Here is a 23,475-nt window from a genome sequence, read left to right on the forward strand (position 1 = left end):
TACCCCATGCAACCGGACCGACCCCTCCTATTGTGCGGATGCAGCATGAGTCAATAAACACTCGGAGAAACAGAGACTATTTCTGACCGGTTTCCGCAATCCAGGTCAGAATATCACGAACATGAGGTTCTGCCGCCAGCCCATCCCGCGCAGAAAGAAAATACCCGCGTGCCGAAACAGCTGTTGATCCCTCCAGACGGGTCATTGCACCTGTGTCCAGAAAGCTGTCCAGCACGCCATCCCAGCACAAGCACACGCCCTGCCCTGCCAGGGCTGCATTCACCAGCATCGCATAAGAGTTGAAATCGAGTACCCGCGCACCTTTGGGCATTTCCAGACCAGCTGACTGAAACCAGCTTGGCCAGTCATGCCACTGGCTGCGGGCCGTCTCCATGGTCAGCAGCGTCATCCGGGAAAAATCATAATCCTGACCGTTCATCCCTCGGTTCGCCAGATACAAGGGGCTCGCGGTTGGGAAAACCGCATCCCCAAGTAACCGTGTTTCTTCCTCGGCCTCCCTGTGACCAAAACGAATGACAATATCACCGGGCCGCATCGCCTCACCATACTCTTGGCTTATGATCCGAATCGTAGTTTCAGGAAAGTCCGCCTCCAGTTCCCCCAACCGCGGGATCAGCCAAAATGCAACAAAACCCGAAGGTGCGGTGACGCTGACAACTTTACCCTGTGACGCCTGTCTGATCTGGCCGACCGCGCTTTCGATTTGACCAAACCCGCCATGTAGTGCCTTGAGCAAACTTCGCCCATGTTGTGTCATTTTAACGGGTTTTCGACTTCGATCGAACAAATGGCATCCGAGGTCTGCCTCGAGATCAGCAATTCTACGTGACACCGCAGGCTGCGATACATTTAGTTCGCGCGCCGCTGCAGTCAGCGTTCCAAGCCGTGCGGCCGCATAAAAGGCCGTAAGCCCTGCGAAACTTGGCAATCTGTCCATCTATCATAACCTCAGCGTATGATGTGTTTCACCTTTCCCTTATTGCCCCGATAGCAGAACGGCGTCAAATGGCGATCAGAGGAGGACCCGCCATGACGCAGCAACTGGACACTTTGGCCACCGATTACAGCGACACTGTGATGCTGAATCAGGCAAGCAATCTGACACATCCCCCGCTTGCAGTGGATGCAGCACAGGTGCCTCTGACTGGCGGCACCGATCCGACATATGGTGAGGTCCGTTGGCGCACTTTGATCAACGGCACACAGGACAGCCCCCGCGACATGGTTCTGGGCGTTGCCGAGTTTGGCCCCGGCGATCGCCTGCTGCCTCACCGGCATGACCCGGCCGAGTTTTATTTCGGTCTGGATGGCAACGGCACAGTCACCATTGATGGAGTGCCGCATGAAATGCGCCCCGGCGTGGCACTTTACGTACCTGGTGGCGCCGAACATGGCGTGATCGCCGGTGAAGGTGGTCTTCGCTTTGCCTATGGTTTTGCCAGCCAGAGCTTTGAAGAAATCGAGTACAAATTCTCGGCAACAGCCTGAAATCGTGATGCACGGGCGGGTTAATCCTGCCCGGCACAAAACCGTCACACCGCCTGCGTGACAAAACAAGGTGTTGAACCTGCTTCCGCCCCCTCATATCGTGCGCGATCAGAGATACCCAAGCAGGACGATCCAATGACCGAGCAAGTTACCCACCCAATGTCCCCGCAGGATTGCCTCGTGGCGATCATGGTTGCGGTCTCGGCATCGGACGAAACCATCCGCACAGCCGAGCTGGTCAAGATCGAAACTGCCGTGAACATGCTGCCGGTTTTTGCCGACTATGACATCGACCGGACACGCCGAGTATCTCAGATCGTGTTTGACCTTTTCGAACAGGAAGATGGGCTGGACGCATTGTTTGGCCTGATCCGCGACAACCTGCCAGAGCGTTTGAACGAAACCGCTTATGCGCTGGCCTGCGATGTCGCTGCCGCTGACGGCTCTTTGGCTGAGACCGAGCTGCGCCTGCTGGAAGAAATCCGGTATGAACTGAACATTGACCGGCTTCACGCGGCGGCAATTGAACGCGGCGCACGAGCGCGCCACACCGTCTGATCCGGCACTGTCAGCTTCCGTATAAAGCACCCCAGCGCTCGATCAGCGTTTGCTGCAGCTTTCTGGACCTGCGGTTCCAGCTGCGTGCACCATCAGGCCTCTCCCGGTTTTCGCGGCTAATCGTGGCGCGATGCGGGACATCTGCAGTGAAGATGGCAAAGGCCAACTCCGCCCCTGCTGCGGTTGTGACATAACCCCCAAGTCCGGACACAAAATTCAGGGTTCCGGTCTTGGCATCAACAGTGATCGGGTGACCCTTAATGGCGCGCCCCTTGCTGTCCTTCAGTGTAAAGGGCTTCAGCAAATGCCGCAGCGCCTTCGATTCGCGTGCTGCAACCAGTGCTGTCACCAGATCTGCCGGGTCCATGCGTGATGCATCCCCCAAACCCGAATGGTCCACCATACGGATGTTGCTGGTCCCGTAAGTCTCGGCAGCCCATCGGTTCATCTCTGCGGCAGAGTCCGCAAGGGTTTGCGGCTCAACGCCTCGCGCCTTTGTTGCTGCCAGCCCGACCATCTCGGCGGTCAGGTTGGTCGAGTACTTGAGCATTCCCTTCAGAATGCTCTCCAAAGGATCACTCAGGTGGACAACCAGAACCTCACCCTTCGGGGCCTGACTGGTGACCTGAACCCGACCCAGTACGATCCCGTTGGCCCGGGCCAGAGTTCTGAATACATCCCCCGCATAAAGCGCGGGTTTGCGCACCGGCAACCACCGCGCGCCTCCGTTACCCAACGCACCCTTGGCGACGGTCCACCGATCCTGTCTTGCACTGGATTGATAGGTGTATATCGGCAGGCTGCGGTTCTCGACCCGCATCGCAGCCATATCCACGGCCGGGGTATAGCGCGCGCTACGGGCATCCATGGTTACGTCATAACCACCAGTCCCGCGCTTCCATTCGAAATGCACACGGTTGAAGTTCAGCGATATTCCACTGATTGACGGACTGTAACCCACATGATCCGGTTGCCCCGGATCGATACTGAACACATAGGGCAGCGCACCATCATAGACTTTGAATGAACCCTGAACCTCGGTAATGCCCGCCTCGCGCAGATTGGCAGCCATCGTGGCCAGCGCATCGGTATCCAGCAAGGGGTCGCCCCCACCAACCAGGATCAGATCGCCTTTGAGTATGCCGTTCACGATCGGACCATCGGCCACCAGCTGAGTCTCGAACCTGTAATCCGGCCCCAGCACATCCAACGCATAAAGCGCGGTCAACGCCTTGGCGACACTGGCGGGCGGCAAACCTTCCTTGCCTCCAAATGCCTCAAGCTGCGTTCCGGTTTTGACGTCAGCGACAGCGAACACAACCTCGCCTTTCAGCCCCGCGGCCTGAATGACCCGCTCGACACCGCTCAGCTCGGCACCACGCAGTTGAGGGCGCAAAGATCTTGCCGGGGCCTCAGCCAGTCCGGCAACCGGGATCACAAGTGACCCCAATCCCCCCAGAAACAAACGGCGCGAAATACGATCAACCATGGGTCAATTTAAATCCCAGAGATCACGGGCAAACAATCATTCAAATGAATTATGCTCCCATGGTCGCTCTTCAGGCAACACCCGATTGTTCCACTCACCGCGCAAACGAATATCGGTCGAGCTGACATCAACCATCGGCACATTCACAAAACACCAAGCAGGCGCGCCGCTCCGACCCAGCAGATGCCGCGCCTGACTATCAATTCTGTACTTCGCGTAAATCCGCGCCGCAGGGGACATCCGGGCCGAAATACGATCTCCCGGTCGTGCCAGGACACCCACCGGAACACTGTCCATGATCAGCCGCCAATCCTTCCACTTGTGGAACTGCGCCAGATTGTCTGCCCCCATCAGCCAGACAAAACGTACTCCGGGATACAGCCGCCTTAGTTCAGTCAGCGTATCCGCTGTTGCCCGCGTCCCGGTCAGCGCCTCGATATCCGTCACCTCGACCCGAGGGTGTTGCATCAGCGACCCCGCCACCGCCATCCGTTGCGCCAGCGGCGCAGGTCCACGCTGCTTGAGCGGGTTTCCGGGGGACACCAACCACCACACCCGGTCCAGCCCAAAGGCTTTCATCGCCTCAAGCGTCACATGCACATGGCCCTGATGAGGCGGATCAAAGGACCCGCCAAACAACCCAATGACCTGCCCGGGCCGCGCATATGGAATAGAGCTTCGCAACATCCCTTGCTGATGTTCAGAACTGAGAGGCGTTGTCAATCAACAGGCTGCACCGCATCGCCCAGCCGAACCCTCCCGGGCTGCACCACCTCGGCACACCATCCCCCATGCCCGCGCACGGCAGAGTAGCCACCCTTACCCAGCGCCTCCTCCATCCGACTGCATGGCGCGCAGATCACGGTAAAGCGCAGTATGGCCTCGCCCACCTGCACCTCACGCCCTTTGAGCGCCGCCAGATTGATCCCCGAAACCACCAGATTGCGCCGCAGGATTTCTGGTGCCACCGCCCCTTGGCCGAGATAAGAGCCAATCGCCCCCAGATGCTCCTGCTGGATCAGAGTCACCGCCCGCTTGCCCGCGCGGCCCCGGTCACCATCAAGACCATCTGTGGAGATAACGACATCGTCCACAATAGTCATCTCTGACCGCCGCTCGGACCGAAGGCCAATCCATTCAACACGTCCCGGCTGCATCCAGCCCGCTATGAGATCTTTCAAGGACATCAAAGGCTCCGAGATTTTCACACCTCCCCTCATCTAGCAGTCTGGCCGTTCCCGAGGCAGCCGCTAATAGTAGCGCTGATTGATTTGTGAATTGGAGCCAATCATGCGCCTGACCATCCCTGAACCCAAAATCAAGCTTTACGAAGACGGGTTTGACAAGCACGACAAACTCTCACGCAAACCCACCGGCGACAAACTGTCGGAACTGGTCGAGCGTATCGACGACCCACTTGTGATCGCTTTGGACGGAGCGTGGGGATCCGGCAAATCGTTGTTCCTGAAGTGTTGGGTTGGTGAGCATCTGAAACGCGAAGAGAACACGACACTGACCGTCTATTTCGATGCGTTCAAGTATGACTATCTGGATGATCCGCTTGTTGCCTTGACCGGAGCAATTGCTGATCGGTTTCGAACACCAGAAGATCAACAGCATGTAGAAAGCGAAAAGCGGACACAAAACCTTAAGAAGACTGCGTGGGCTGTAAGCAAGGCCGCGGGGCGAATTGGGCTATCTGCAGTCACTTTCGGTGCAACCGAAATTCTCAGCGATTTGGGTGATGAAATTGCTTCGGCCGTAGGCGAAGAAGCTAAGGCATTCCTCAACAAAGAAACCGGCAACGAACAAGCTGAGCATTTTTGGGACGCGCATAGAGCGAAAATGGCAGCGATGGAGGCCTTTCGTCTCGCACTGATCGAATTAACCGAACCCGAGACAAAAGATAGCGAGGAAAGACCCGCAAAGAAACTTGTGATTATAGTAGACGAATTGGACCGCTGCCGCCCAGATTTTGCTCTTTCTTTATTGGAAGTTATCAAGCACTTCTTTAATGTCGATGGCGTTCACTTTATTCTGGGCGTTAACCTTAGCGAGTTACGAAACAGTGTGATTGCTCGGTATGGCAACAAATCCGATGCACAGACCTACCTGCAAAAATTCGTAACTTTGACGCTTCGCCTACCAGATAAAAATACATATTTGCAGCCGATCCCGATTTGGGTCGAGCACTTTCACAAAGCAAGCGAACAAATGCAGTTTCCCGATAGGGCAAAACCGCTGTTGGAAACCGTCGAAGTAATTCTAAAAAGCTTGAGAATGGACAGGCCTGTTTCACTTCGGGACGCCGAAAGAGTTCTGACAACCTTAGCTACGATCCCAAGGCTTCAAGAGGGATTTAATGCCATATACCTTGCCGGTTTAGCGACCATGGCCGTATTTAAGGTGTTCTTGCCGGAAACCTATTACAGATTTCGGGACAACGAAGACGCCAATTTTCGCTACTTAGATTATTTTGACAAAGAAATGATTTTAAGCACCCACATCGGTGGTCGTGTCGAGCTGACGTGGCGGGCCATCCAAGACTTCTCGACGTTGACCGAGGAAGATAAAACAACGATTAGGCAGACAGATTTTATGTATGGGGAAAACCTCATTAAAGATTTGCTAGCTAAAGTATCTAAAGACCTGCTCGAAACCTTTCAGTTTTATGATACTTGACGTCCATTGCCCCCGCCCCAACCATCCGCTATCACACCGCCCAACTTGATTTCCCCGACCCAGAGGACGCGACATGGCCGCCTATCAATATGTCTACCACATGCAGGGTGTCTCCAAGACCTATCCCGGTGGCAAGAAGTGCTTTGAAAACATCCACCTGAGCTTTCTGCCCGGTGTGAAAATCGGCGTTGTCGGCGTCAACGGCGCGGGTAAATCGACCCTGATGAAGATCATGGCTGGCCTCGATACAGACTTCACCGGTGAGGCATGGGCGGCTGAGGGCGCCAAGGTCGGCTATCTGCCGCAGGAACCACAGCTGGATGAATCGCTGTCGGTGCGCGAGAACGTCATGCTGGGCGTTGCCGCGAAAAAGGCCAAGGTTGATCGGTTCAACGAGATCGCCATGGAGATCGCCGAGAACTACTCGGACGAGCTGATGGAGGAAATGACCACCCTGCAGGACGCGATCGACGCGGAAAACCTCTGGGACCTCGACAGCCAGATCGACGTCTCGATGGAGGCGCTGCGCTGCCCCCCGGACGACGCTAACATCGCCAACCTTTCGGGCGGTGAGAAACGCCGCGTGGCGCTCTGCAAGCTGCTGTTGGAAGCGCCCGACATGCTTCTGCTCGACGAACCGACCAACCACCTAGACGCCGAGACCATCGCCTGGCTTCAACAGCACCTGATCGACTACAAGGGCACCATCCTGATCGTCACCCACGACCGCTATTTCCTGGATGACATCACCGGCTGGATTCTGGAACTCGACCGTGGCCGCGGCATTCCTTACGAAGGCAACTACTCCGCTTGGCTGGAGCAAAAGGCCAAACGGCTGGAGCAGGAAGCCCGCGAGGACAAGTCCAAGCAGAAGACACTGCAGCGCGAGTTGGAGTGGATGCGTCAGGGTCAGAAGGCGCGCCAGGCCAAATCCAAGGCCCGGATCAACGCCTATAACGAACTGGCCGAGCAGTCCGAGCGCGAAAAGCTGACCCGCGCCCAGATCGTCATCCCCAACGGCCAGCGCCTTGGCGGCAAGGTGATCGAGGTTGAGGGGCTGTCCAAGCACATGGGCGACAAGCAACTGATCGAAGGGCTCGACTTCGCCCTGCCCCCCGGTGGCATTGTCGGCGTCATCGGCCCCAACGGTGCCGGTAAATCGACCCTGTTCAAGATGCTCACCGGTCAGGAACAGCCCGACAGCGGCACCATCACGCTGGGCGACACGGTCGAGCTGTCCTATGTCGACCAGTCCCGCGACGACCTGAAAGACAACGACACCGTGTGGGAGGCGATCACCGGCGGCGCTGAGATCATCCAGTTGGGTGACGCGCAGGTTAATTCCCGCGCCTATTGCTCGTCCTTCAACTTCAAGGGCGGCGACCAGCAGAAGAAGGTCTCGTTGCTGTCAGGTGGTGAGCGCAACCGCGTCCACATGGCCCGCCTGCTGAAAGAGGGCGGCAACGTGCTGCTGCTCGACGAACCGACCAACGACCTCGACGTCGAAACCCTGCGCGCGCTGGAAGACGCGCTGGTCGATTTCGCCGGCTGCGCTGTTGTGATTTCACACGACCGCTTCTTCCTCGACCGCATCTGCACGCATATTCTTGCGTTTGAAGGCGATGCACATGTGGAATGGTTCGAAGGCAACTTCGAGGATTACGAAGAGGACAAAAAGCGCCGCCTCGGACCGGATGCGCTGGAGCCCAAGCGGTTGAAGCACAAGAAGTTTGCTCGGTAAAAAAACTCTTAGCCTTGCAGCTTTTTGAATTGCATGTCCTGGTTGTTTAATGCAGAAATCACCACATCTTAAAGTGGTGATTTCTATGGATTTAATTGTTAAACTTCCAGATCGAGACGTCGGTGATGACGAGCTAAGATCCCCCAAGCATCAAAAGAAGTTTCTTCGAAATACACGGTCAATCTGTGTTCACACCTGTGGCACACCGTTCACCTCAAAGCAGATGTATTACGTAAAATTTATTGTTGGAGGTGTTTGTGTTCACGAGGGTATTTATTGCATCGACAGATTAGGGTCCCAAAAAGGTTATGTCATCGTCGGAGATGACAGAATTCTTGATGCCTGCGATTCACAACCGGTCCAATTAGCCATTCAAGAAGCCGACGCAGATTCAATCACAGAATGGCTCAAATCAAACGTCGACCCAGAGCGTAGAGCTTTAGGCACGATTCTGAGCGAAGACCTCAATAAATCCGAGAAACTCCACCATGAGCTTTCAGATCTTGCAATTGAAGCACGAAAAAACTTTGAGAGTGCCCATCTCGAACGCGAAAAGCTAAAAGCTTCGCGACGCTGGGTCTGGGGAATGTCAGCTGCAGCATTCGTTGGAGGTTCTTTGCTAGACCTTGGATTGCTCGAAGACAAATTTAATTTCACAATCGATCCACTTGCTCTTTTTGCAAGCGCAGTTTGCGTTTTGATTGTTCTTGTCCTGTCGTGGCTGAAGCTCAGAACAAAACAGTAAACGCGGTTTTCGCGATGGATCGACAAACGCAGCCCATCATTCGGATGCTCTACCAAATCGTACTTGACCGAGGCTCCACCCGTCCGCACCTCGAAGCGTCCACTGAACGTTTCGCCATCTGCGCTAGACCGGCACTCACCCCCACACCAGTACGCCATGTGACTGCGGCAGTCCCTTTCATTATGAATGGTATGTTTCCAAAACCTACGCCACCAAACAGCCGCTTCCACTGGGTAATCGCAAAAGCCGAGCGAAATACGCCATCTCGCGCGTCAACAGGTTTAACGATCGGCCCACCGGAAGCACTGTGAAAAAACTTTCCTCCCGCTTTCCGGACACGGCGGCAATTGCCTGTGTCTCGACACAATCACGTCCACAATTAAAAGCCGTTCAAAACCCGATCACCTGCACTACCCGCGCGGGCGTCACATCCTCACCCGCCATCCGGACCGATTTCTGCGGCCCGTCCCGGCCGATCCGCAGCCGGGCCTCGATCTGCTTCATGTGCTCCGGGTCGATCCGGGGGGTGGGACAGGTATCATCCTCCCACAGACCTTTTGAGATTCCACCCGAAACCGCCCAGGTGATCGCGCTTGGTTGCAGATCGCTTTCGGCAACCGCCGTTTGCCGCTCCAGCGTTTTTAACATCTCAGCCATGATCTCAAAGCTCTCGCGAAAGGTAACATCGTTCACCTTCGCCTCATCTGCATCTGCATCCCCGGCATTCAGACATTTGCGCGCGGCGAACAGCCAGTCATGTACCATATAGGCGGGCGCATAGCCCCAGGGGTTTAGCCCCTTCACCGGCTGCACCAGTCGTGGAATGCTACCCCCATCAGTGTACATCAGCCGCGGTTCGACCTCGGCGATATGCACCGCCCGCCCGTCCGTCTGCACGCCGCGCCGGAACATCAGCGCACGCCCCTGCCGATCCAGATCGGGGACATAGACAAACCGACCATCTCCGGCAGAGTCACTACCGCCATCCACCCACATCACCAGCAGAGATCCAGTGAACTCACCGGGTTGAGACTCGTCGTATATCCGGCTGCCGCATGCGGTCAGAACGACCAGTGAAATCAGGGCAAGACTGCGGAAAATCATCGCGCGCTCCAATAAATTCAATCAATTGAGCAAGCCTAGGACGATAATCGAAGCAGCGTCAAAACTTTCGGCGGATTTTTGTACAAAACGGAAAATTGGCCCTTTTTGCGCTGTACAAGCCGAACAATCTCCCTTGTCACACCCCTTTAGCGATGCCATATCCAAAGGGCTTACGTTTTTCTATTTCGACCTACTGTCTCCTTCTACGGCGTTCAGTCTATCGATACAGACAACGACGCCGGGCTGCCGCAACACCGTGGGCAGCACTAAACAGGAGACAACGGATATGCCCGCAGGCACCGTAAAATGGTTCAACACCACCAAAGGCTACGGCTTTATCGCACCCGAAGATGGCGGCAAAGACGTGTTTGTACACATCTCGTCCGTCGAGCGCTCGGGCCTGACCGGTCTGGCCGACAACCAAAAAGTCACTTACGAGCTGCGCTCGGGTCGTGACGGCCGCGAAAGCGCGGACAACATCGAGCTTGCATAAGCTCTTGAAAGGGTGAGGTGATTTCCTCACCCTTTTTCAATTATGCATAGTTTTTCCGCAATCCTACTGTGGCATGCGGAATACATCACTTTTCAGTTATCCTTGCCCGACGATTGACCAAATCGGCTATCATTTTGAAAGTATAGTCATGATTTCTTTGGTCATTTGAAGGAACCCACCATGGTCACACGCCGCGTCTTTATGGCAGGTACCGCTGTCAGTCTGCTGCCGGGAATCGCCAGTGCCAAGAAGAAGGCGGTCGAGTATGATCCAACGCCACAATACGTGCGGATCAAGAAACAGTTCCTACCCGGACAGCTGCTCGTCGCCCCCAGATCTTTCTACTTGTACTACGTGACCGAACCCCGAAAAGCGATCCGCTATGGATGTGGTGTCGGCAAGGCCGGGCTGGAATTCACGGGCACAGCGACTATTGACGTCAAAAAAGAGTGGCCAACCTGGCGACCAACCGAAGAGATGATCGAACGGGATCCGGTTGCTTACGCCAAATTCAAGGACAACGACTATGTCCAACCCGGCGGTGGTGACAATCCGCTGGGTGCGCGAGCGCTGTATTTGTTTCAGAACGGCGTTGATACCTATTTCCGCATCCACGGGACAACACAGCCACAAACCATTGGCCGCGCCGTATCAAACGGGTGCATCAGGATGCTGAACGAGCATGTGATTGACCTCTATAACCGGGTTCCCGTCGGCACTGTCGTGACTGTTGTCTGACGCGATCTCAGGGCGCAGACCAATCCACATCGTTTGCCTCTTCGATATGCAAACGACCATTCGGCCATGAGCGGGTAAGAGATTTCGCCCGCTCTTCTGATCCGTTCAGCCAGTCTTCGACATCTGATCGCTCAAGCAGAACACCCATGCGATGATGGATAGGTTTGACGTCAGCGTTGGGCTCACATGTCACCGCCGCGATCTGATCGATGGTCAAACCTCCGGGGGCCTGCCATCTGTCGGTGATCGCAGCAAAAAGCAATGGCGCACCATCTGCCGAGGAAATCCGCCACGCCGTTTTACGGCGCTTTTCCCCGGTCCATTCATACCAACCATCCACCGGGATAATCGCCCTGCCAACCCCTTCGAAAGCAGTTTTGTCAAAGACAGTTTCAGATCTCGCGTTGATGATAGTCTCCATAACCGGGCGTCCCCGTGCATTCACGCGACCGACGGGGATCATACCCCAGCGCATCGAAACCAGCCCTTCACTGGTCAGCGCAAGCACATCTTGTCCGGGCTGTATGTTCTTGCGAGCAGGCTGAGCATCCCGGGTTTCTGAAACTCCGAGAAACTGTGCGATGTCAGAAATCGGCCTTGTCAGAAAGAACCGCCCCGGCATACCTGCCTCCTATTTGCTCGCCTCTGTCACAAGCTCCAGCACCGTTGGTCCCAGATTCTCAACGATCAGCGCAACTCCTTGCGCATTTGGATGAATACCATCGGACTGCATGTATTGCGAAACTGCACCCGGATCGCCTTCTGCCTCAAGTCCAACAAAAAAGCTGTCGACAAAGAGTGTGTCGTACTTCTTTGCCAATTCGGGGTACATGCTATCGAATGCTTGTTTGTAATCCGGGCCATAGTTGCCCGGCGCTTCCATCCCAACCAGCAAAACCTCAACCTCTGCCTTGTCCGCTGCATTCAGGATTTTATCCAAATTGGCGCGGGAAACTTCGGGGGCGATACCCCGCAGCAGATCATTCCCCCCCAGCGCAACGATCATACCATCGACCTCGGGCGTCAGTGTCCATTCGACACGGGATGCACCGCCAGCCGTGGTGTCACCTGAAACACCTGCGTTGATCAGCCGGACATCTGCACCCTGAGCATCCAGCCAGCGGCCAAGCTGTGGAACCAATCCGTCGTCCTCGATCAGGCCATATCCTTGTGTGAGTGAATCGCCCAGTGCGGCGATCACCACCGGTTCTGCTGTGGCAGCAAAGCCGCAACATGCAAACAGGCCCGACATCAAAGTCTTGCGCAATTTTTTTACCGCTCCATATCCCAATTGACTGCTCTCCTTCGGAAAGACCGATGACAACATCTGTTCTGGAACTCCAAAATGCCGCTTTGTCACTGGATGGCAATGCCGGTCGCGTTAAAATTCTGCACGACATCAACCTGACCGTGGCGCAAGGTGAAACACTTGGGTTGGTTGGCCCGTCCGGATCAGGAAAATCCTCATTGCTTATGCTGATGGGCGGTCTCGAACAGGCGACTGGCGGCAAAGTAGCTGCCCTTGGACGCGATCTGACCAGCATGGGTGAAGATGAACTTGCCCGGTTCCGGCGCGATACGATGGGCGTGGTGTTTCAGAATTTCCACCTGATCCCCACCATGACCGCGCTGGAAAATGTGGCAACCCCTCTGGAACTGGCCGGTTACAAGGACGCGTTTCAGCGTGCCGAAGCTGAACTGGAGGCCGTTGGCCTGTCCCACCGCCGAGACCACTACCCGGCACAATTATCAGGTGGCGAACAACAGCGCGTGGCACTGGCCCGCGCGTCAGCTCCACGCCCCCAGATCCTTCTGGCGGATGAACCGACCGGCAATCTGGACGAGACAAACGGAGAGGCCATCGTCGAGCTTCTGTTTGGCCTTCGCGACAAACATGGCGCTACGCTGATTCTGGTGACTCACAGTCATTCACTGGCAAGAAAATGTGACCGCGTTGTCCGATTGCGCGATGGACGCATTGCCGATGAAGCCCAGCGCGAGGCAGCAGAATGAGCCTGAGACTGGCCGGAAGGCTGGCTCGGCGCGAGCTTCGGGGCGGTCTACGTGGTTTTCGCGTATTTCTTGCCTGTCTTGCCCTTGGTGTGGCCGCAATCGCGGCTGTTGGTTCGGTACGCTACGCGATCCAGACTGGCCTGACGCAAGAGGGTGCGTCGCTGCTGGGTGGCGATGCCGAACTTGAATTTACCTATCGCTTTGCAAGCGACGAAGAACGCGCCTGGATGGACAACACAGCGCTGGATGTGTCCGAAGTAGTCGATTTCCGATCTATGGCGGTTGTGCGCCAAGGAGAAGATACGGAAAGGGCGCTGACACAAGTCAAATCCATCGACGACGCTTACCCATTGCTGGGGACAGTTACGCTGAACCCCGAAATGTCGCTGGCGGACGCGCTGAACGGATCGCAAGACCTGCCGGGTGCGGTGATGGATCCGGCGTTGATAGATCGCCTTGGCCTTTCAGTAGGTGATCGTTTCGCCCTTGGCACACAGGATTTCGTTTTGTCGGCAGCGCTGATGAACGAACCCGACGGTGCATCGGATGGGTTTGGGTTGGGCCCGCGCACATTGGTTCGTACGCGCGATCTACAGGCGTCAGGCTTACTGGCTCCGGGCACCTTGTTCTCGACCAAATACCGTCTGGATTTGCCTCAAAATACCGATCTGGCCGTTTTGTCGTCCGAGGCTGATCGTGCATTTGACGGCACGGGTATGCGATGGACCGACGCCCGCAATGGCGCACCCGGAATTGCCGAGTTCGTTGCCCGCCTCAGCGCCTTTCTTGTCCTGGTTGGCCTTTCGGGTCTGGCCGTTGGTGGCATCGGTGTGTCGGCTGCTGTACGGGCTTATCTTTCACAAAAGACCGAAACCATTGCGACCCTGCGAACTCTTGGGGCTGACCGGTCAACCATCTTTCAGACATATGTGATCCAGATTGGAGTTTTGTCTGCAATCGGAATAACCATTGGCGTGGCACTGGGTGGTCTGGCACCGCTTATGCTGGCCCCGCTGATTGAAAGCCAGCTGCCTGTGCCCGCTGTGTTTTCAATCTATCCGCAACCACTAGCCGAAGCCGCTCTCTATGGCTTGCTGACCGCCTTCCTGTTTACGCTCTGGCCACTGGCAAGAACCGAGGAGGTGCGCGCCGCAACTTTGTTCCGCGACGCTCTGACTTCCGCCCGCAGCATTCCGCGTCCGGTCTATGTGATCTCAACGGGTCTTGGGTCGGCAATCCTGATCGCCTCGGCGTCCTGGTTTAGTGGTTCAACCTGGCTGACCCTGTGGACAAGCGGCGGTCTGGCAGGCGCGCTGCTGCTGTTGTCACTGTCTGCGATTGGTATCCGCTGGCTGGCCCGCCGCGGTGCCCCATCGGCACGCGGGCGTCCTGCCCTGCGTTGGGCCCTGTCCGCTATTTCGGACCCGCGTGAAGGGGCGGCCTCGGTTGTTCTCTCACTGGGGCTTGGCCTGTCGGTTCTGGCAGCCGTTGGACAAATCGACGGTACCCTGCGCAACGCGATTTCAGGCAATTTGCCGGATGTCGCGCCATCCTACTTCTTCGTCGATATCCAAAAGGATCAGATGCCCGGATTTTCCGAGCGGCTAGAGAACGATCCGGCTGTCAGCAGGATTGAAAGCGCACCGATGTTGCGTGGCATCATTTCAGAGATAAACGGGCAACCTGCCCGAGAGGTCGCGGGCGATCACTGGGTTCTGGAAGGTGACCGAGGTGTAACCTACTCTGAGCTGCCGCCAGCGAATGCGCGCATCACCGGTGGGAAATGGTGGCCCGAAGAATATGATGGTCCGCCGCAAGTCAGCTTTGCCGCGGAAGAAGCGCTGGAAATGGGGCTGAAGCTTGGTGATGAACTGACAGTGAACATACTGGGCCGGGACATCACCGCTGAACTGACGTCGTTTCGCGAAGTTGATTTTTCAACCGCAGGCATGGGCTTCATCATGTCTATGAACCCATCTGCGCTCGCAGGTGCTCCGCACAGTTTCATTGCGACTGTGTACGCTGAAGAGCAGGCCGAAACAGCAATCCTGCGCGATTTGGCCGGACAGTTTCCAAACATTACAGCCATTCGGGTCAGAGATGCGATCGACCGGGTTTCAGGCCTGTTGGCAGGGCTTGCCGCAGCAACGTCTTATGGCGCAGGTGTCTCGCTGCTAACCGGTTTCCTTGTCCTGATCGGAGCGGCCGCAGCCGGTGAACCTGCCCGGCGTTACGAAGCAGCCGTCCTGAAAACCCTTGGAGCGGACCGACGGCGTATCCTGATCAGCTTCGCCCTGCGCGCTATCCTGTTGGGCGCGGCAGCAGGGTTCGTCGCCCTGTTCACCGGCATTCTGGGGGGCTGGGCTGTAGCCACCTACATCTTCGACACCGATTTTGCAGTTATCTGGCCGTCAGCACTGGGGATCGTGATCGCAGGTGTCGCGGTCACGCTGGGTGCCGGTTTGATCTTTGCACTGCGCCCATTGTCAGTCAGACCGGCCCGTATTCTTCGGGCCAGCGACTAATGTCAGCGCACGCAGGCAACCGGCTGAAGGATCTTGATCAACTGATCGTTGTCACAAACCAGCGCGTCCAGAGTGATCTCGTCCAGCGAGGCATAGAACACCTCGGCCGCGTCCCTTAGGGCCAGGCGCAATCGACAAGCATCGGTCAACGGGCAGGTGTTGTCGGCGTCCGCAAAGCACTCTGCAATCGGCAGGTTGCCTTCGACATGCCGAAAAACCGAACCGATACGAATCTGATCCGCCGGACGGGCCAGTGACATACCGCCATTGCGGCCTCGTTGCGTGCTCAGGTAGTTAAGCTGGCTCAATTGGTTGATGACCTGCGCCAGATGGTTCTCTGAGATGTTGCACACTTCGGCAATCTCGGATTTCGTCACCAGCCGGTCCTGGTGCGCCGCACAATACATCAGCAGGCGCACGGCAATGTTTGTCCGTTTGGTAATCCGCATAAGGGCCTCCCTGAAATCAAGATGAAGCCTTATTGCATGTCCTGCAAAAAAGCGGTTTGACATACATCAATCGTCAGAAAGGACGCCGCTGGATATGGCAGACCCCTATTTCTTTGGCTACGGCAGCCTCGTGAATCTCTCCACGCATGATTTTCCAGACCCGCGACCTGCGCGTCTTAAGGGTTGGCGGCGGGCATGGCGGCATACAGACCTGCGCCCGGTCGCGTTTCTGACTGCGATCCCCGCCCCCGAATGCGAGATTGACGGCATGATCGCCCATGTCCCCCGGAATGACTGGGCAGCCTTGGATGAGAGAGAATGGGCCTATGATCGCATCCCCGCGACGCAGTCGATCTCACATCCGTTGCAGCAGGAAGTTGAGATCGCCGTTTATGCAGTACCGGCAGAGCGACAGAATGCACCTGATGGACCCCATCCGATTTTGCTGAGCTATATCGACGTTGTGGTTCAGGGATACCTGCGAGCCTTCGGGACCGAAGGTGCTGATCGTTTTTTTGCCACCACAGACGGGTGGGACGCGCCTATCTTAAACGACCGACCTGCGCCCCGTTATCCGCGTCACCAGCAACTAAAGCCATCTGAGACGGAGTTCGTGGATGATCGCCTCAAGCAGGTTTCTGCCAGGATTTCGGAGATAGCATAAGAAAGGCGGGGTAAAATACCCCGCCTTTTATGTCTCGAATTGTCCGTATGCAGTTATCCGCGCGCGCGGATCACCTGCAGCAATGGAAGCAAACTCGCCATTTCCGGGCCCCGCTCCATCCCGGTTAGTGCCTTACGCAGTGGCATGAACAAGCCTTTGCCTTTGCGGCCTGTTGCCTCTTTTACGGCCTTGGTCCACTCACCCCAGGTTTCGCCGTTGAACGGTCCTTCGGGCAGCAGGGCCACTGCAGCGGCGATGAATTCGCGATCTTCTTCATCGATCAGCGGCTCGGCGCCATCACGGCACAGTTCCCACCAGCCTTTGAGATCGGACAGAGTGGTGATGTTCTCGCGTGCCATCGCCCAGAACGGTTCAGCAAGCTCTGCCGGAACCCCTGCATCAGCGACCGCATCGGTAACATCGGCCAGAGGCAGCGATTGCAGATGTCTGGCGGTCAGTGGGAACAGATCCTGCACGTCAAATTTGGTTGGCGCCGCACCGAACCGGTGAATGTCAAAACCTTCGATCAGTTCAGCCATGTCCGAACGCAGTTCAACCGGATCGGAAGAGCCAAGACGCGCCATCAAGCTCAGCAAAGCCATCGGTTGCACGCCCTGTTCACGCAGATCGCGCAGGGCCAGAGTGCCCAGACGCTTCGACAGCGCCTCACCCTGTGGCCCGGTCAGCAGCGAATGGTGTGCGAAACGCGGGCATGTGCCGCCCAGTGCTTCAATGATCTGAATCTGCGTTGCAGTGTTGGTCACGTGGTCCGAGCCGCGTACAACATCGGTTACACCCATCTCGGTATCATCAACCACTGACGCAATCGTATAGAGCACCTGACCGTCGCCGCGGATCAAAACCGGGTCAGAAACCGACGACGCATCGATCGAGATGTCGCCCAGAATGCCGTCAGTCCACTCAATCCGCTCATGATCCAGCTTAAAGCGCCAGACACCATTTCCACGTTCGGCGCGCAGTGCTTCTTTTTCAGCATCAGACAGGTTCAGCGCGGCGCGGTCATAGACCGGTGGCTTGCCCATATTCAGCTGTTTCTTGCGCTTGAGATCCAGCTCGGTCGGTGTCTCGAACGCCTCATAAAACCGGCCCATCTCGCGCAATTTATCGGCGGCCTCGGCATAACGGTCCAACCGCTCTGACTGACGCTCGACCTTGTCCCAATGCAGGCCCAGCCACTCCATATCCTGTTTGATGGCATCGACATATTCTTCTTTCGACCGCTCTGGGTCGGTATCATCGATGCGCAGGATGAACGTGCCGCCAGCCTTGCGGGCGATCAGATAGTTCATCAGGGCGGTGCGCAGGTTGCCCACATGGATGTAACCGGTGGGCGACGGGGCAAAACGGGTGGTGGTCATAGGTGTCTCCTGTTGGCGCGGCTCATCTCATATGAGCGCGATTTTGTCCAGCAGCGCCTGCGGAGACGTCTTGTTTTACATCAGTTCAATTGGGTTCAACCGGCCAATGGCTCCCAAGATCTTCCAGCCCGGCCAAGATAAGTTCAGAAAGAACATCAAGGTCTATATCCGACAGCTTGTTCACATACAGACATGACTTGCCCAGTTTGTGTTTTCCCAAACGGGACAGGATACCCCCGAAATCCGCGTAGCCGGGCATGATATAAATGGAATGCGCAGCCTTGCGGGGTGAAAATCCCGTAGCCAGAAAATCCCCCTCACGCCCTGACGCATAACGATAATGGTATCTGCCATAGCCAATGATCGAAGGGCCCCACATCACCGGTTCAAACCCGGTCACCTTTCGAAACAGCGCGTCCAGCACCCGTGCCTCGCCCGCTTTTTTGGATGGCGATACACCCGACAAAAAGCTGTCGACGCTTTGCTTTGTTTGAACGGTTTTGTTCTGGGATCGCGGCATTAACAAAATTTAACACGTAATGTTCAACCACGCAGCCCATTTCAATGGCGTATAAAGTGGCAAGACTCACGCGCCGACCTAATTCTCACAATCATGTTCTGACAGGGAGAACGAATATGACCATCAAATTGACACGCCGGGCCGCACTCGGGGCCGCCGCTGCATTGCCGTTTGCATCAGCCGCTGCGCCCGTTCTGGCCGCGGGTAAGGAAACCAAGGCCAATTCGACAGTAGCAAAATCGTTTCAGCTGGGTGATTTCACTGTGACCACGTTGCTGGATGGCAGCCTTCCGCGAGACGGAGCGCAGGAGATTTTTGGCGGCGGCGCATCTGACGAGGACTTTGCCCGTGTATCAGCCAACAACTTCATTTCACCGGACGTAGCGCAGTTTTTCTTTACGCCAACGCTGGTCAACACAGGGTCCGAACTGATCCTGTTTGACACTGGCCTTGGACAGGGCGGAATTCAGGCTGCTTTGGCAGATGCCGGTGTCGCACCAGAAGATATCAATGTTGTCGTCCTGACCCATATGCACCCCGACCACATCGGCGGCATGACAACCAATGACGCCCCAACCTTTGCGAATGCACGCTATGTCACGGCAGCACCGGAATACGACTTTTGGGCTGCACAGGACGCGGGCAATCGGGTTGGCGATCTGGTTGCTGCCAAAGTCACACCCCTGGCTGAGAAAATGACCTTCATCGAAGACGGTGGTGATGTGGCTTCGGGCGTGACAGCAATGGCAGCCTTTGGTCACACTCCGGGACACATGGTTTATCATTTGGAAAGCAACGGTCAGCGTTTGATCCTGACTGCGGATCTAGCCAACCACTATGTCTGGTCCTTTGCGCATCCGGAATGGGAAGTCCGCTTTGACATGGACAAGGCCGCAGCGACTGCGTCACGCCGCAATGTGCTGGGCCTGCTGGCTGCCGACAAGGTGCCGATGATCGGCTACCACATGCCCTTCCCCGCTGCCGGTTACGTTGAAACCCGCAATGACGGGTTCCGTTTCGTGCCGGTTAGCTACCAGATGATGGGCTGAGATTGATCAGTAACCCGGATCTAGCCGTATCTTTGAGCCGTCTGTGAAACGGGACAGCCTGAAAGCTGTCGGATCAACGCAAGGTGTGGTCTGCGTCGCCAGATCGGCGACCAGCCTGCCTGCGCCCGGCCCGATACCAAATCCGTGGCCCGAAAAACCGGTCGCGATGATCATCCCCGGTATGTCATCAACATGCGAGATGACCGGGATTGCATCGGGCGTTACATCGATCATTCCTGCCCAGCTTTGAACGATCTCAGCCTGTTCGAGAACCGGAAAGGCCTTTCTCGCGCTCGCCCAAGCCTGTCTTAGCGCCTTTTGCGAAGGTTCCGGGTCCAGCACACGGCAATGTTCGAACGGTGTTACATCGGTAGGCAGCCATGACCTGTCCTGCCCAGCTTCGGTTAGCCAGCGACGGGACAGGCGAAACCTCAGGGATCGCCATTCCTGCCTGAAGGCCGGCAGAAACCTTAGCGCTAGCCGGAAACTGTCGGGTACGATGTCGACGGTGTTTTCGTGCCCCGACGCAATCGTATACCCCCCATCTGCGCGCTTTCGAACGGCAAAGTCATCGGACCAGAGCGCGGCCTGCGGTCCCGGCTCCACCGGAGATGTGCGCAGAACCGTGTTCAGAACTTTCAGTTGCGGTAGTTCAATCCCGGCGTTTCCAGCAAACAGGCGCGACCAGGCACCACCAGCAAGCACGACCTGCTCACACACCACGCGCCCACGCTCAGTAAATACACCTGCGATGCGACCCGCCTGAACATCGATACTGCGAACCGCGCAGCTGGTCATGATTGCAGCGCCTTTGTCGCGCGCACCCTCCGCAATTGCCGGGGCCGCCCATTGCGGTTCGGCGCGACCGTCCTGCGGAGTGTATAACGCCTCGGTCAATCCCATCGTATTGTCCGGCAAGAGATCGTCCAGCTCAGAACCCGAAACCATTTTTGCTCCGGTCTGATACCCTTCAAGGTTTTCCAGCCATCGGTGCAAATTCCCTGCCGAACGCTCTCCGGATGCACCAAACAATATACCCGACTGAACATAACCCGTCTTGCGACCGATCCGTTCGTCAAGACCTTGCCAGATGCGAATGGCCTCTTGCATCAATGGGATTTCTCTTGGATCCCGCATACCAAGACGCACCCATCCCCAGTTGCGAGAGCTTTGCTCACCCGCGATCTGCCCCTTCTCACAGAGCAGAACTGAGTAACCGCGTTCGGCTAACTCAAATGCTGTCGATGTCCCGATGATTCCACCGCCGATAACGACGACATCCACAGCTTTGGGCAAGCAAAGATCTGGTTCTACTGGGTTGGGTTTTGGGCCGGGCATCTACCGCTCATTTTCAATCGCTCGGACCGCCAAGGATGCTCAAGATGAGAATTCAGGCAATGGCGAAAGGAAGCTGGCAGAGGAAATCTTCGCACGTGTGGCGAATACGCCGATAACAGGCGCGGCAAGCGCTTTGGCTTTGCTCAGAACAGGTTCGCGAAGGTCAGGCAGCGCCCGAAAACTCAGCCCATTTCTGACGAATGATTGCCGCAACACCAGAATTCTGATCCGGTGTCTGAGCGGCCAGTGTTTCCTGAGCACTCAGTTCCGGAAATTCAGAACGATCATCTTGCTCGACGGATGTGTCTTTCTGTGCTGCTGAAACTCCGTCACCCAGAATGTCAGCAATAGCTGCGTCCACACGCGCTTCATCAAGATCGCGCGCAGGGGACTCCATCGTTTTCCATCTCAATGGAGCGTGCAGGGGCTTATCATAATTATCAACCATTTGATCACCAAAACATTTAACCGGCATCGAAATTCAGATGCACCACCAGAAACTGTATTCCCAGCGCAGTACGAAATGGTTCAACCCACCCAATCGCAATGCGTCAATATCGCCCTACATCGGGCGGCATTGGATCTAAATTATGGCGAGAAAATGGCACTCAAGCAAGGCGCTTCGCGCCCATTCATCGCCCGAAAACCTTTCAAACAGAAACAATTCAGCTCTGAAATAACCACTGAACCCACCACGTGAACAATTCGGAAGGAACCCAACCCTTTACTAGGTGAGTTTCCCCATATCCCACCCGATAGAATCTGAGATCTAGTTAGGGTCGCGCCACCGATTCACAATCGGATACCGTCGATCCAGCCAGAACGCGCGTTTCGTCAAACGGGTACCCGGAGCAGACTGAAAACGCTTGTACTCACTGATGTAGATAAGGTGCTCAACGCGACGGGCATCAGCTTCGTCAAATCCGGAGGCCACGCAATCTGCAATCGACCCGTCCTGATCGACGAGAATTTCCAGGATGGCATCCAGAACCGGATAGTCCGGCAGACTGTCGCTGTCTTTCTGATCGGCACGCAGCTCGGCGCTGGGGGGTTTGTCGATGACAGAAGGCCGGATGACCTCGGTTGCGGGCCCCTTCATCCAATCGCGGTGGTTGGCATTCCGCCAGCGGCAGGTTTCAAACACGCGGGTTTTGTAAAGATCCTTGATGGGATTGTAGCCGCCATTCATATCGCCATAGATCGTGGCATAGCCCACAGCGACCTCGGATTTGTTGCCGGTGGTCAACAGCATCTCGCCAAACTTGTTCGAGATTGCCATCAGCAAGAGACCACGCAGACGGGATTGAACGTTTTCTTCGGTCAGATCTTCCTCACGCCCAGCAAAGAGCGGAGCCAGTGTGTTTGTCACGGCTGAGCGGCCTTCAGAGATCGGTACGTAGTCGTAGTGAACGCCCAGTGCCTTGGCCACTGCTTCGGCATCATCCAATGATGCGTCGCTGGTGTACTCAGACGGCAGCATCACGCAGCGTACATTCTCGGCTCCGATAGCATCCACGGCAATCGTCGCAACCAACGCGGAATCGACCCCACCTGACAGGCCCAATACAACCTTACCGAACCCGGTCTTGGCCATATAGTCGCGCAAGGATTGTACCATTGCGCGATAGTCTTGCTCCCACTCGTTCGGTTGCGGTGCCACTTCGGCAGGTACAATCCGCCAGCCTTCGTCTCCCTGCTCCAACTCAATCTGCGTGACGGCCTCATCAAAAACCGGCATCCTGAACGCGAGCTCTCCGCCCGGGTTCAGGCCAAAGGTGCCACCATCAAATACCTGATCGTCCTGGCCACCCACCATGTTGAGATAGATCACCGGCAATCCGGTTTCGACAACCCGCGCCACCATGTGGTTCAGTCGGATATCATATTTGTTCCGGAAATACGGAGAGCCGTTCGGGATGAGCAGAAATTCCGCCCCGGTCTCCTCAAGCGTCTCAGCCACATCCTCATGCCAACCGTCTTCACAGATCGGGCTGCCGATCCGGGTGTTGCCTACGGCATATGGCCCACCCATCGGACCGGCATCATACAACCGGACCTCATCAAACACTGTTTCATTCGGCAAGTGATGCTTCAGAACCTTGCTGGCGACTTTTCCGCCTTTGAGGATCAGATAGGCATTAAACAGCTTATCGTCTTCGACCCATGGTCCGCCAATCGCAAGCGCCGGACCGTCAGCACATTTAACGGCTAATTCCTCAACCGCTTTCATCGCTGCAAAATGAAACGAGGGCTTAACGATAAGGTCCTGCGTGTTGTAGCCGGTGATGAACATCTCAGGCAGTGCAACAAGATCCGCGTCAGCCATCCGGCCCTGTTCCCACGCGGACAGTGCTTTGGCAGCGTTCCCCTCAATATCCCCCACAGTGGGGTTTAGTTGCGCCAGCGAGATACGGAAACGATTGGCCATTTTGCCCTCTTGCCCACGTCAGTCCACAAGGGATTTAGCAGATCATGCAGC

General features: G+C 56.2%; 24 protein-coding genes. 11 read left to right on the top strand and 13 right to left on the bottom strand.

Annotation, left to right across the window (positions count from 1 at the left end; all coding sequences use genetic code 11):
* Nucleotides 1–76: 76 nt before the first annotated feature.
* The gene (locus tag ACR0IO_RS10000) at nucleotides 77–958 is read right to left on the bottom strand and encodes a LysR family transcriptional regulator (protein WP_480741311.1); all 882 of its coding nucleotides are present in this window, start codon (nucleotides 956–958) and stop codon (nucleotides 77–79) included.
* Between the two features lie 92 nt (nucleotides 959–1,050).
* Here ACR0IO_RS10000 and ACR0IO_RS10005 point away from each other — a divergent pair, with 92 nt between their 5' ends.
* Together ACR0IO_RS10005 and ACR0IO_RS10010 are read left to right on the top strand one after the other, a co-directional pair.
* Nucleotides 1,051–1,509, top strand: coding sequence for a cupin domain-containing protein (locus ACR0IO_RS10005; protein ID WP_480741312.1), 459 nt, complete (start codon nucleotides 1,051–1,053; stop codon nucleotides 1,507–1,509).
* A gap of 135 nt (nucleotides 1,510–1,644) precedes the next feature.
* Entirely contained in the window at nucleotides 1,645–2,067 is a 423-nt protein-coding gene (locus ACR0IO_RS10010; RefSeq protein WP_155150003.1) for a tellurite resistance TerB family protein, read from the top strand.
* 10 nt (nucleotides 2,068–2,077) lie between these two features.
* On the opposite strand, the gene dacB is transcribed toward ACR0IO_RS10010, so the two are convergent.
* Genes dacB through ACR0IO_RS10025 form a run of 3 tightly spaced genes read right to left on the bottom strand, consistent with a single transcriptional unit; the run spans nucleotide 2,078 to nucleotide 4,746 of the window.
* Nucleotides 2,078–3,556 (bottom strand): D-alanyl-D-alanine carboxypeptidase/D-alanyl-D-alanine endopeptidase, encoded by a 1,479-nt coding sequence (gene dacB, locus ACR0IO_RS10015; protein ID WP_480741315.1) that lies wholly within the window; start codon nucleotides 3,554–3,556, stop codon nucleotides 2,078–2,080.
* A 36-nt stretch (nucleotides 3,557–3,592) separates the two neighbouring features.
* Entirely contained in the window at nucleotides 3,593–4,240 is a 648-nt protein-coding gene (locus ACR0IO_RS10020) for a nicotinate-nucleotide adenylyltransferase (protein WP_480741657.1), read from the bottom strand.
* 35 nt (nucleotides 4,241–4,275) lie between these two features.
* Complete coding sequence (locus tag ACR0IO_RS10025) at nucleotides 4,276–4,746, bottom strand: MOSC domain-containing protein (RefSeq protein WP_480741659.1); 471 nt, start codon at nucleotides 4,744–4,746, stop codon at nucleotides 4,276–4,278.
* A gap of 100 nt (nucleotides 4,747–4,846) precedes the next feature.
* Here ACR0IO_RS10025 and ACR0IO_RS10030 point away from each other — a divergent pair, with 100 nt between their 5' ends.
* From ACR0IO_RS10030 to ACR0IO_RS10040, 3 genes are all read left to right on the top strand, one after another.
* Nucleotides 4,847–6,238 (top strand): KAP family P-loop NTPase fold protein, encoded by a 1,392-nt coding sequence (locus ACR0IO_RS10030; protein ID WP_480741316.1) that lies wholly within the window; start codon nucleotides 4,847–4,849, stop codon nucleotides 6,236–6,238.
* Between the two features lie 73 nt (nucleotides 6,239–6,311).
* Nucleotides 6,312–7,979 carry an energy-dependent translational throttle protein EttA gene (gene ettA, locus ACR0IO_RS10035; RefSeq protein ID WP_170327107.1) on the top strand — a complete coding sequence of 556 codons (1,668 nt, stop codon included), beginning with the start codon at nucleotides 6,312–6,314 and terminating at the stop codon, nucleotides 7,977–7,979.
* A gap of 49 nt (nucleotides 7,980–8,028) precedes the next feature.
* Nucleotides 8,029–8,724 carry a hypothetical protein gene (locus ACR0IO_RS10040; RefSeq protein WP_480741318.1) on the top strand — a complete coding sequence of 232 codons (696 nt, stop codon included), beginning with the start codon at nucleotides 8,029–8,031 and terminating at the stop codon, nucleotides 8,722–8,724.
* Between the two features lie 390 nt (nucleotides 8,725–9,114).
* Here ACR0IO_RS10040 and ACR0IO_RS10045 read toward each other — a convergent pair whose 3' ends face one another.
* Nucleotides 9,115–9,828, bottom strand: a complete 714-nt coding sequence (locus ACR0IO_RS10045; protein ID WP_480741320.1) for a hypothetical protein — start codon at nucleotides 9,826–9,828, stop codon at nucleotides 9,115–9,117.
* A 286-nt stretch (nucleotides 9,829–10,114) separates the two neighbouring features.
* Here ACR0IO_RS10045 and ACR0IO_RS10050 point away from each other — a divergent pair, with 286 nt between their 5' ends.
* Nucleotides 10,115–10,321, top strand: coding sequence for a cold-shock protein (locus ACR0IO_RS10050; protein ID WP_155149991.1), 207 nt, complete (start codon nucleotides 10,115–10,117; stop codon nucleotides 10,319–10,321).
* Between the two features lie 180 nt (nucleotides 10,322–10,501).
* Nucleotides 10,502–11,059 (top strand): L,D-transpeptidase, encoded by a 558-nt coding sequence (locus ACR0IO_RS10055; protein ID WP_155149989.1) that lies wholly within the window; start codon nucleotides 10,502–10,504, stop codon nucleotides 11,057–11,059.
* Nucleotides 11,060–11,066: 7 nt separating this feature from the next.
* On the opposite strand, the gene ACR0IO_RS10060 is transcribed toward ACR0IO_RS10055, so the two are convergent.
* Nucleotides 11,067–11,681, bottom strand: a complete 615-nt coding sequence (locus ACR0IO_RS10060; protein WP_480741323.1) for an SOS response-associated peptidase — start codon at nucleotides 11,679–11,681, stop codon at nucleotides 11,067–11,069.
* A 9-nt stretch (nucleotides 11,682–11,690) separates the two neighbouring features.
* Nucleotides 11,691–12,311 (bottom strand): arylesterase, encoded by a 621-nt coding sequence (locus tag ACR0IO_RS10065; protein WP_480741325.1) that lies wholly within the window; start codon nucleotides 12,309–12,311, stop codon nucleotides 11,691–11,693.
* A 65-nt stretch (nucleotides 12,312–12,376) separates the two neighbouring features.
* On the opposite strand from ACR0IO_RS10065, the gene ACR0IO_RS10070 reads away from it, so the two are divergent.
* Together ACR0IO_RS10070 and ACR0IO_RS10075 are read left to right on the top strand one after the other, a co-directional pair.
* Nucleotides 12,377–13,072, top strand: coding sequence for an ABC transporter ATP-binding protein (locus ACR0IO_RS10070; protein ID WP_480741327.1), 696 nt, complete (start codon nucleotides 12,377–12,379; stop codon nucleotides 13,070–13,072).
* Nucleotides 13,069–15,597, top strand: coding sequence for an ABC transporter permease (locus ACR0IO_RS10075; protein ID WP_480741329.1), 2,529 nt, complete (start codon nucleotides 13,069–13,071; stop codon nucleotides 15,595–15,597). The genes ACR0IO_RS10070 and ACR0IO_RS10075 overlap by 4 nt, the downstream gene beginning before the upstream one ends.
* Nucleotides 15,598–15,599: 2 nt before the next feature.
* On the opposite strand, the gene ACR0IO_RS10080 is transcribed toward ACR0IO_RS10075, so the two are convergent.
* Nucleotides 15,600–16,046 (bottom strand): RrF2 family transcriptional regulator, encoded by a 447-nt coding sequence (locus ACR0IO_RS10080; RefSeq protein ID WP_155149981.1) that lies wholly within the window; start codon nucleotides 16,044–16,046, stop codon nucleotides 15,600–15,602.
* A 94-nt stretch (nucleotides 16,047–16,140) separates the two neighbouring features.
* On the opposite strand from ACR0IO_RS10080, the gene ACR0IO_RS10085 reads away from it, so the two are divergent.
* A complete protein-coding gene (locus tag ACR0IO_RS10085) occupies nucleotides 16,141–16,710 on the top strand; it encodes a gamma-glutamylcyclotransferase family protein (protein WP_480741330.1) in 570 nt (189 codons plus the stop codon).
* Nucleotides 16,711–16,763: 53 nt separating this feature from the next.
* Here the strand turns inward: ACR0IO_RS10085 and gltX are convergent, their stop codons facing one another.
* Nucleotides 16,764–18,089 (bottom strand): glutamate--tRNA ligase, encoded by a 1,326-nt coding sequence (gene gltX / locus ACR0IO_RS10090; RefSeq protein WP_480741331.1) that lies wholly within the window; start codon nucleotides 18,087–18,089, stop codon nucleotides 16,764–16,766.
* Between the two features lie 85 nt (nucleotides 18,090–18,174).
* Complete coding sequence (locus ACR0IO_RS10095; RefSeq protein ID WP_480741334.1) at nucleotides 18,175–18,609, bottom strand: DUF1801 domain-containing protein; 435 nt, start codon at nucleotides 18,607–18,609, stop codon at nucleotides 18,175–18,177.
* 116 nt (nucleotides 18,610–18,725) lie between these two features.
* Here ACR0IO_RS10095 and ACR0IO_RS10100 point away from each other — a divergent pair, with 116 nt between their 5' ends.
* A complete protein-coding gene (locus ACR0IO_RS10100) occupies nucleotides 18,726–19,658 on the top strand; it encodes an MBL fold metallo-hydrolase (RefSeq protein WP_480741336.1) in 933 nt (310 codons plus the stop codon).
* A gap of 6 nt (nucleotides 19,659–19,664) precedes the next feature.
* Here ACR0IO_RS10100 and ACR0IO_RS10105 read toward each other — a convergent pair whose 3' ends face one another.
* From ACR0IO_RS10105 to ACR0IO_RS10115, 3 genes are all read right to left on the bottom strand, one after another.
* Nucleotides 19,665–20,996 (bottom strand): NAD(P)/FAD-dependent oxidoreductase, encoded by a 1,332-nt coding sequence (locus ACR0IO_RS10105; protein WP_480741338.1) that lies wholly within the window; start codon nucleotides 20,994–20,996, stop codon nucleotides 19,665–19,667.
* Between the two features lie 163 nt (nucleotides 20,997–21,159).
* Entirely contained in the window at nucleotides 21,160–21,393 is a 234-nt protein-coding gene (locus ACR0IO_RS10110; RefSeq protein ID WP_480741340.1) for a hypothetical protein, read from the bottom strand.
* Nucleotides 21,394–21,765: 372 nt separating this feature from the next.
* Complete coding sequence (locus tag ACR0IO_RS10115; protein ID WP_480741341.1) at nucleotides 21,766–23,424, bottom strand: NAD+ synthase; 1,659 nt, start codon at nucleotides 23,422–23,424, stop codon at nucleotides 21,766–21,768.
* Between the last annotated feature and the right edge of the window lie 51 nt (nucleotides 23,425–23,475).

Source organism: Ruegeria sp. CE12 (genome assembly GCF_056537525.1).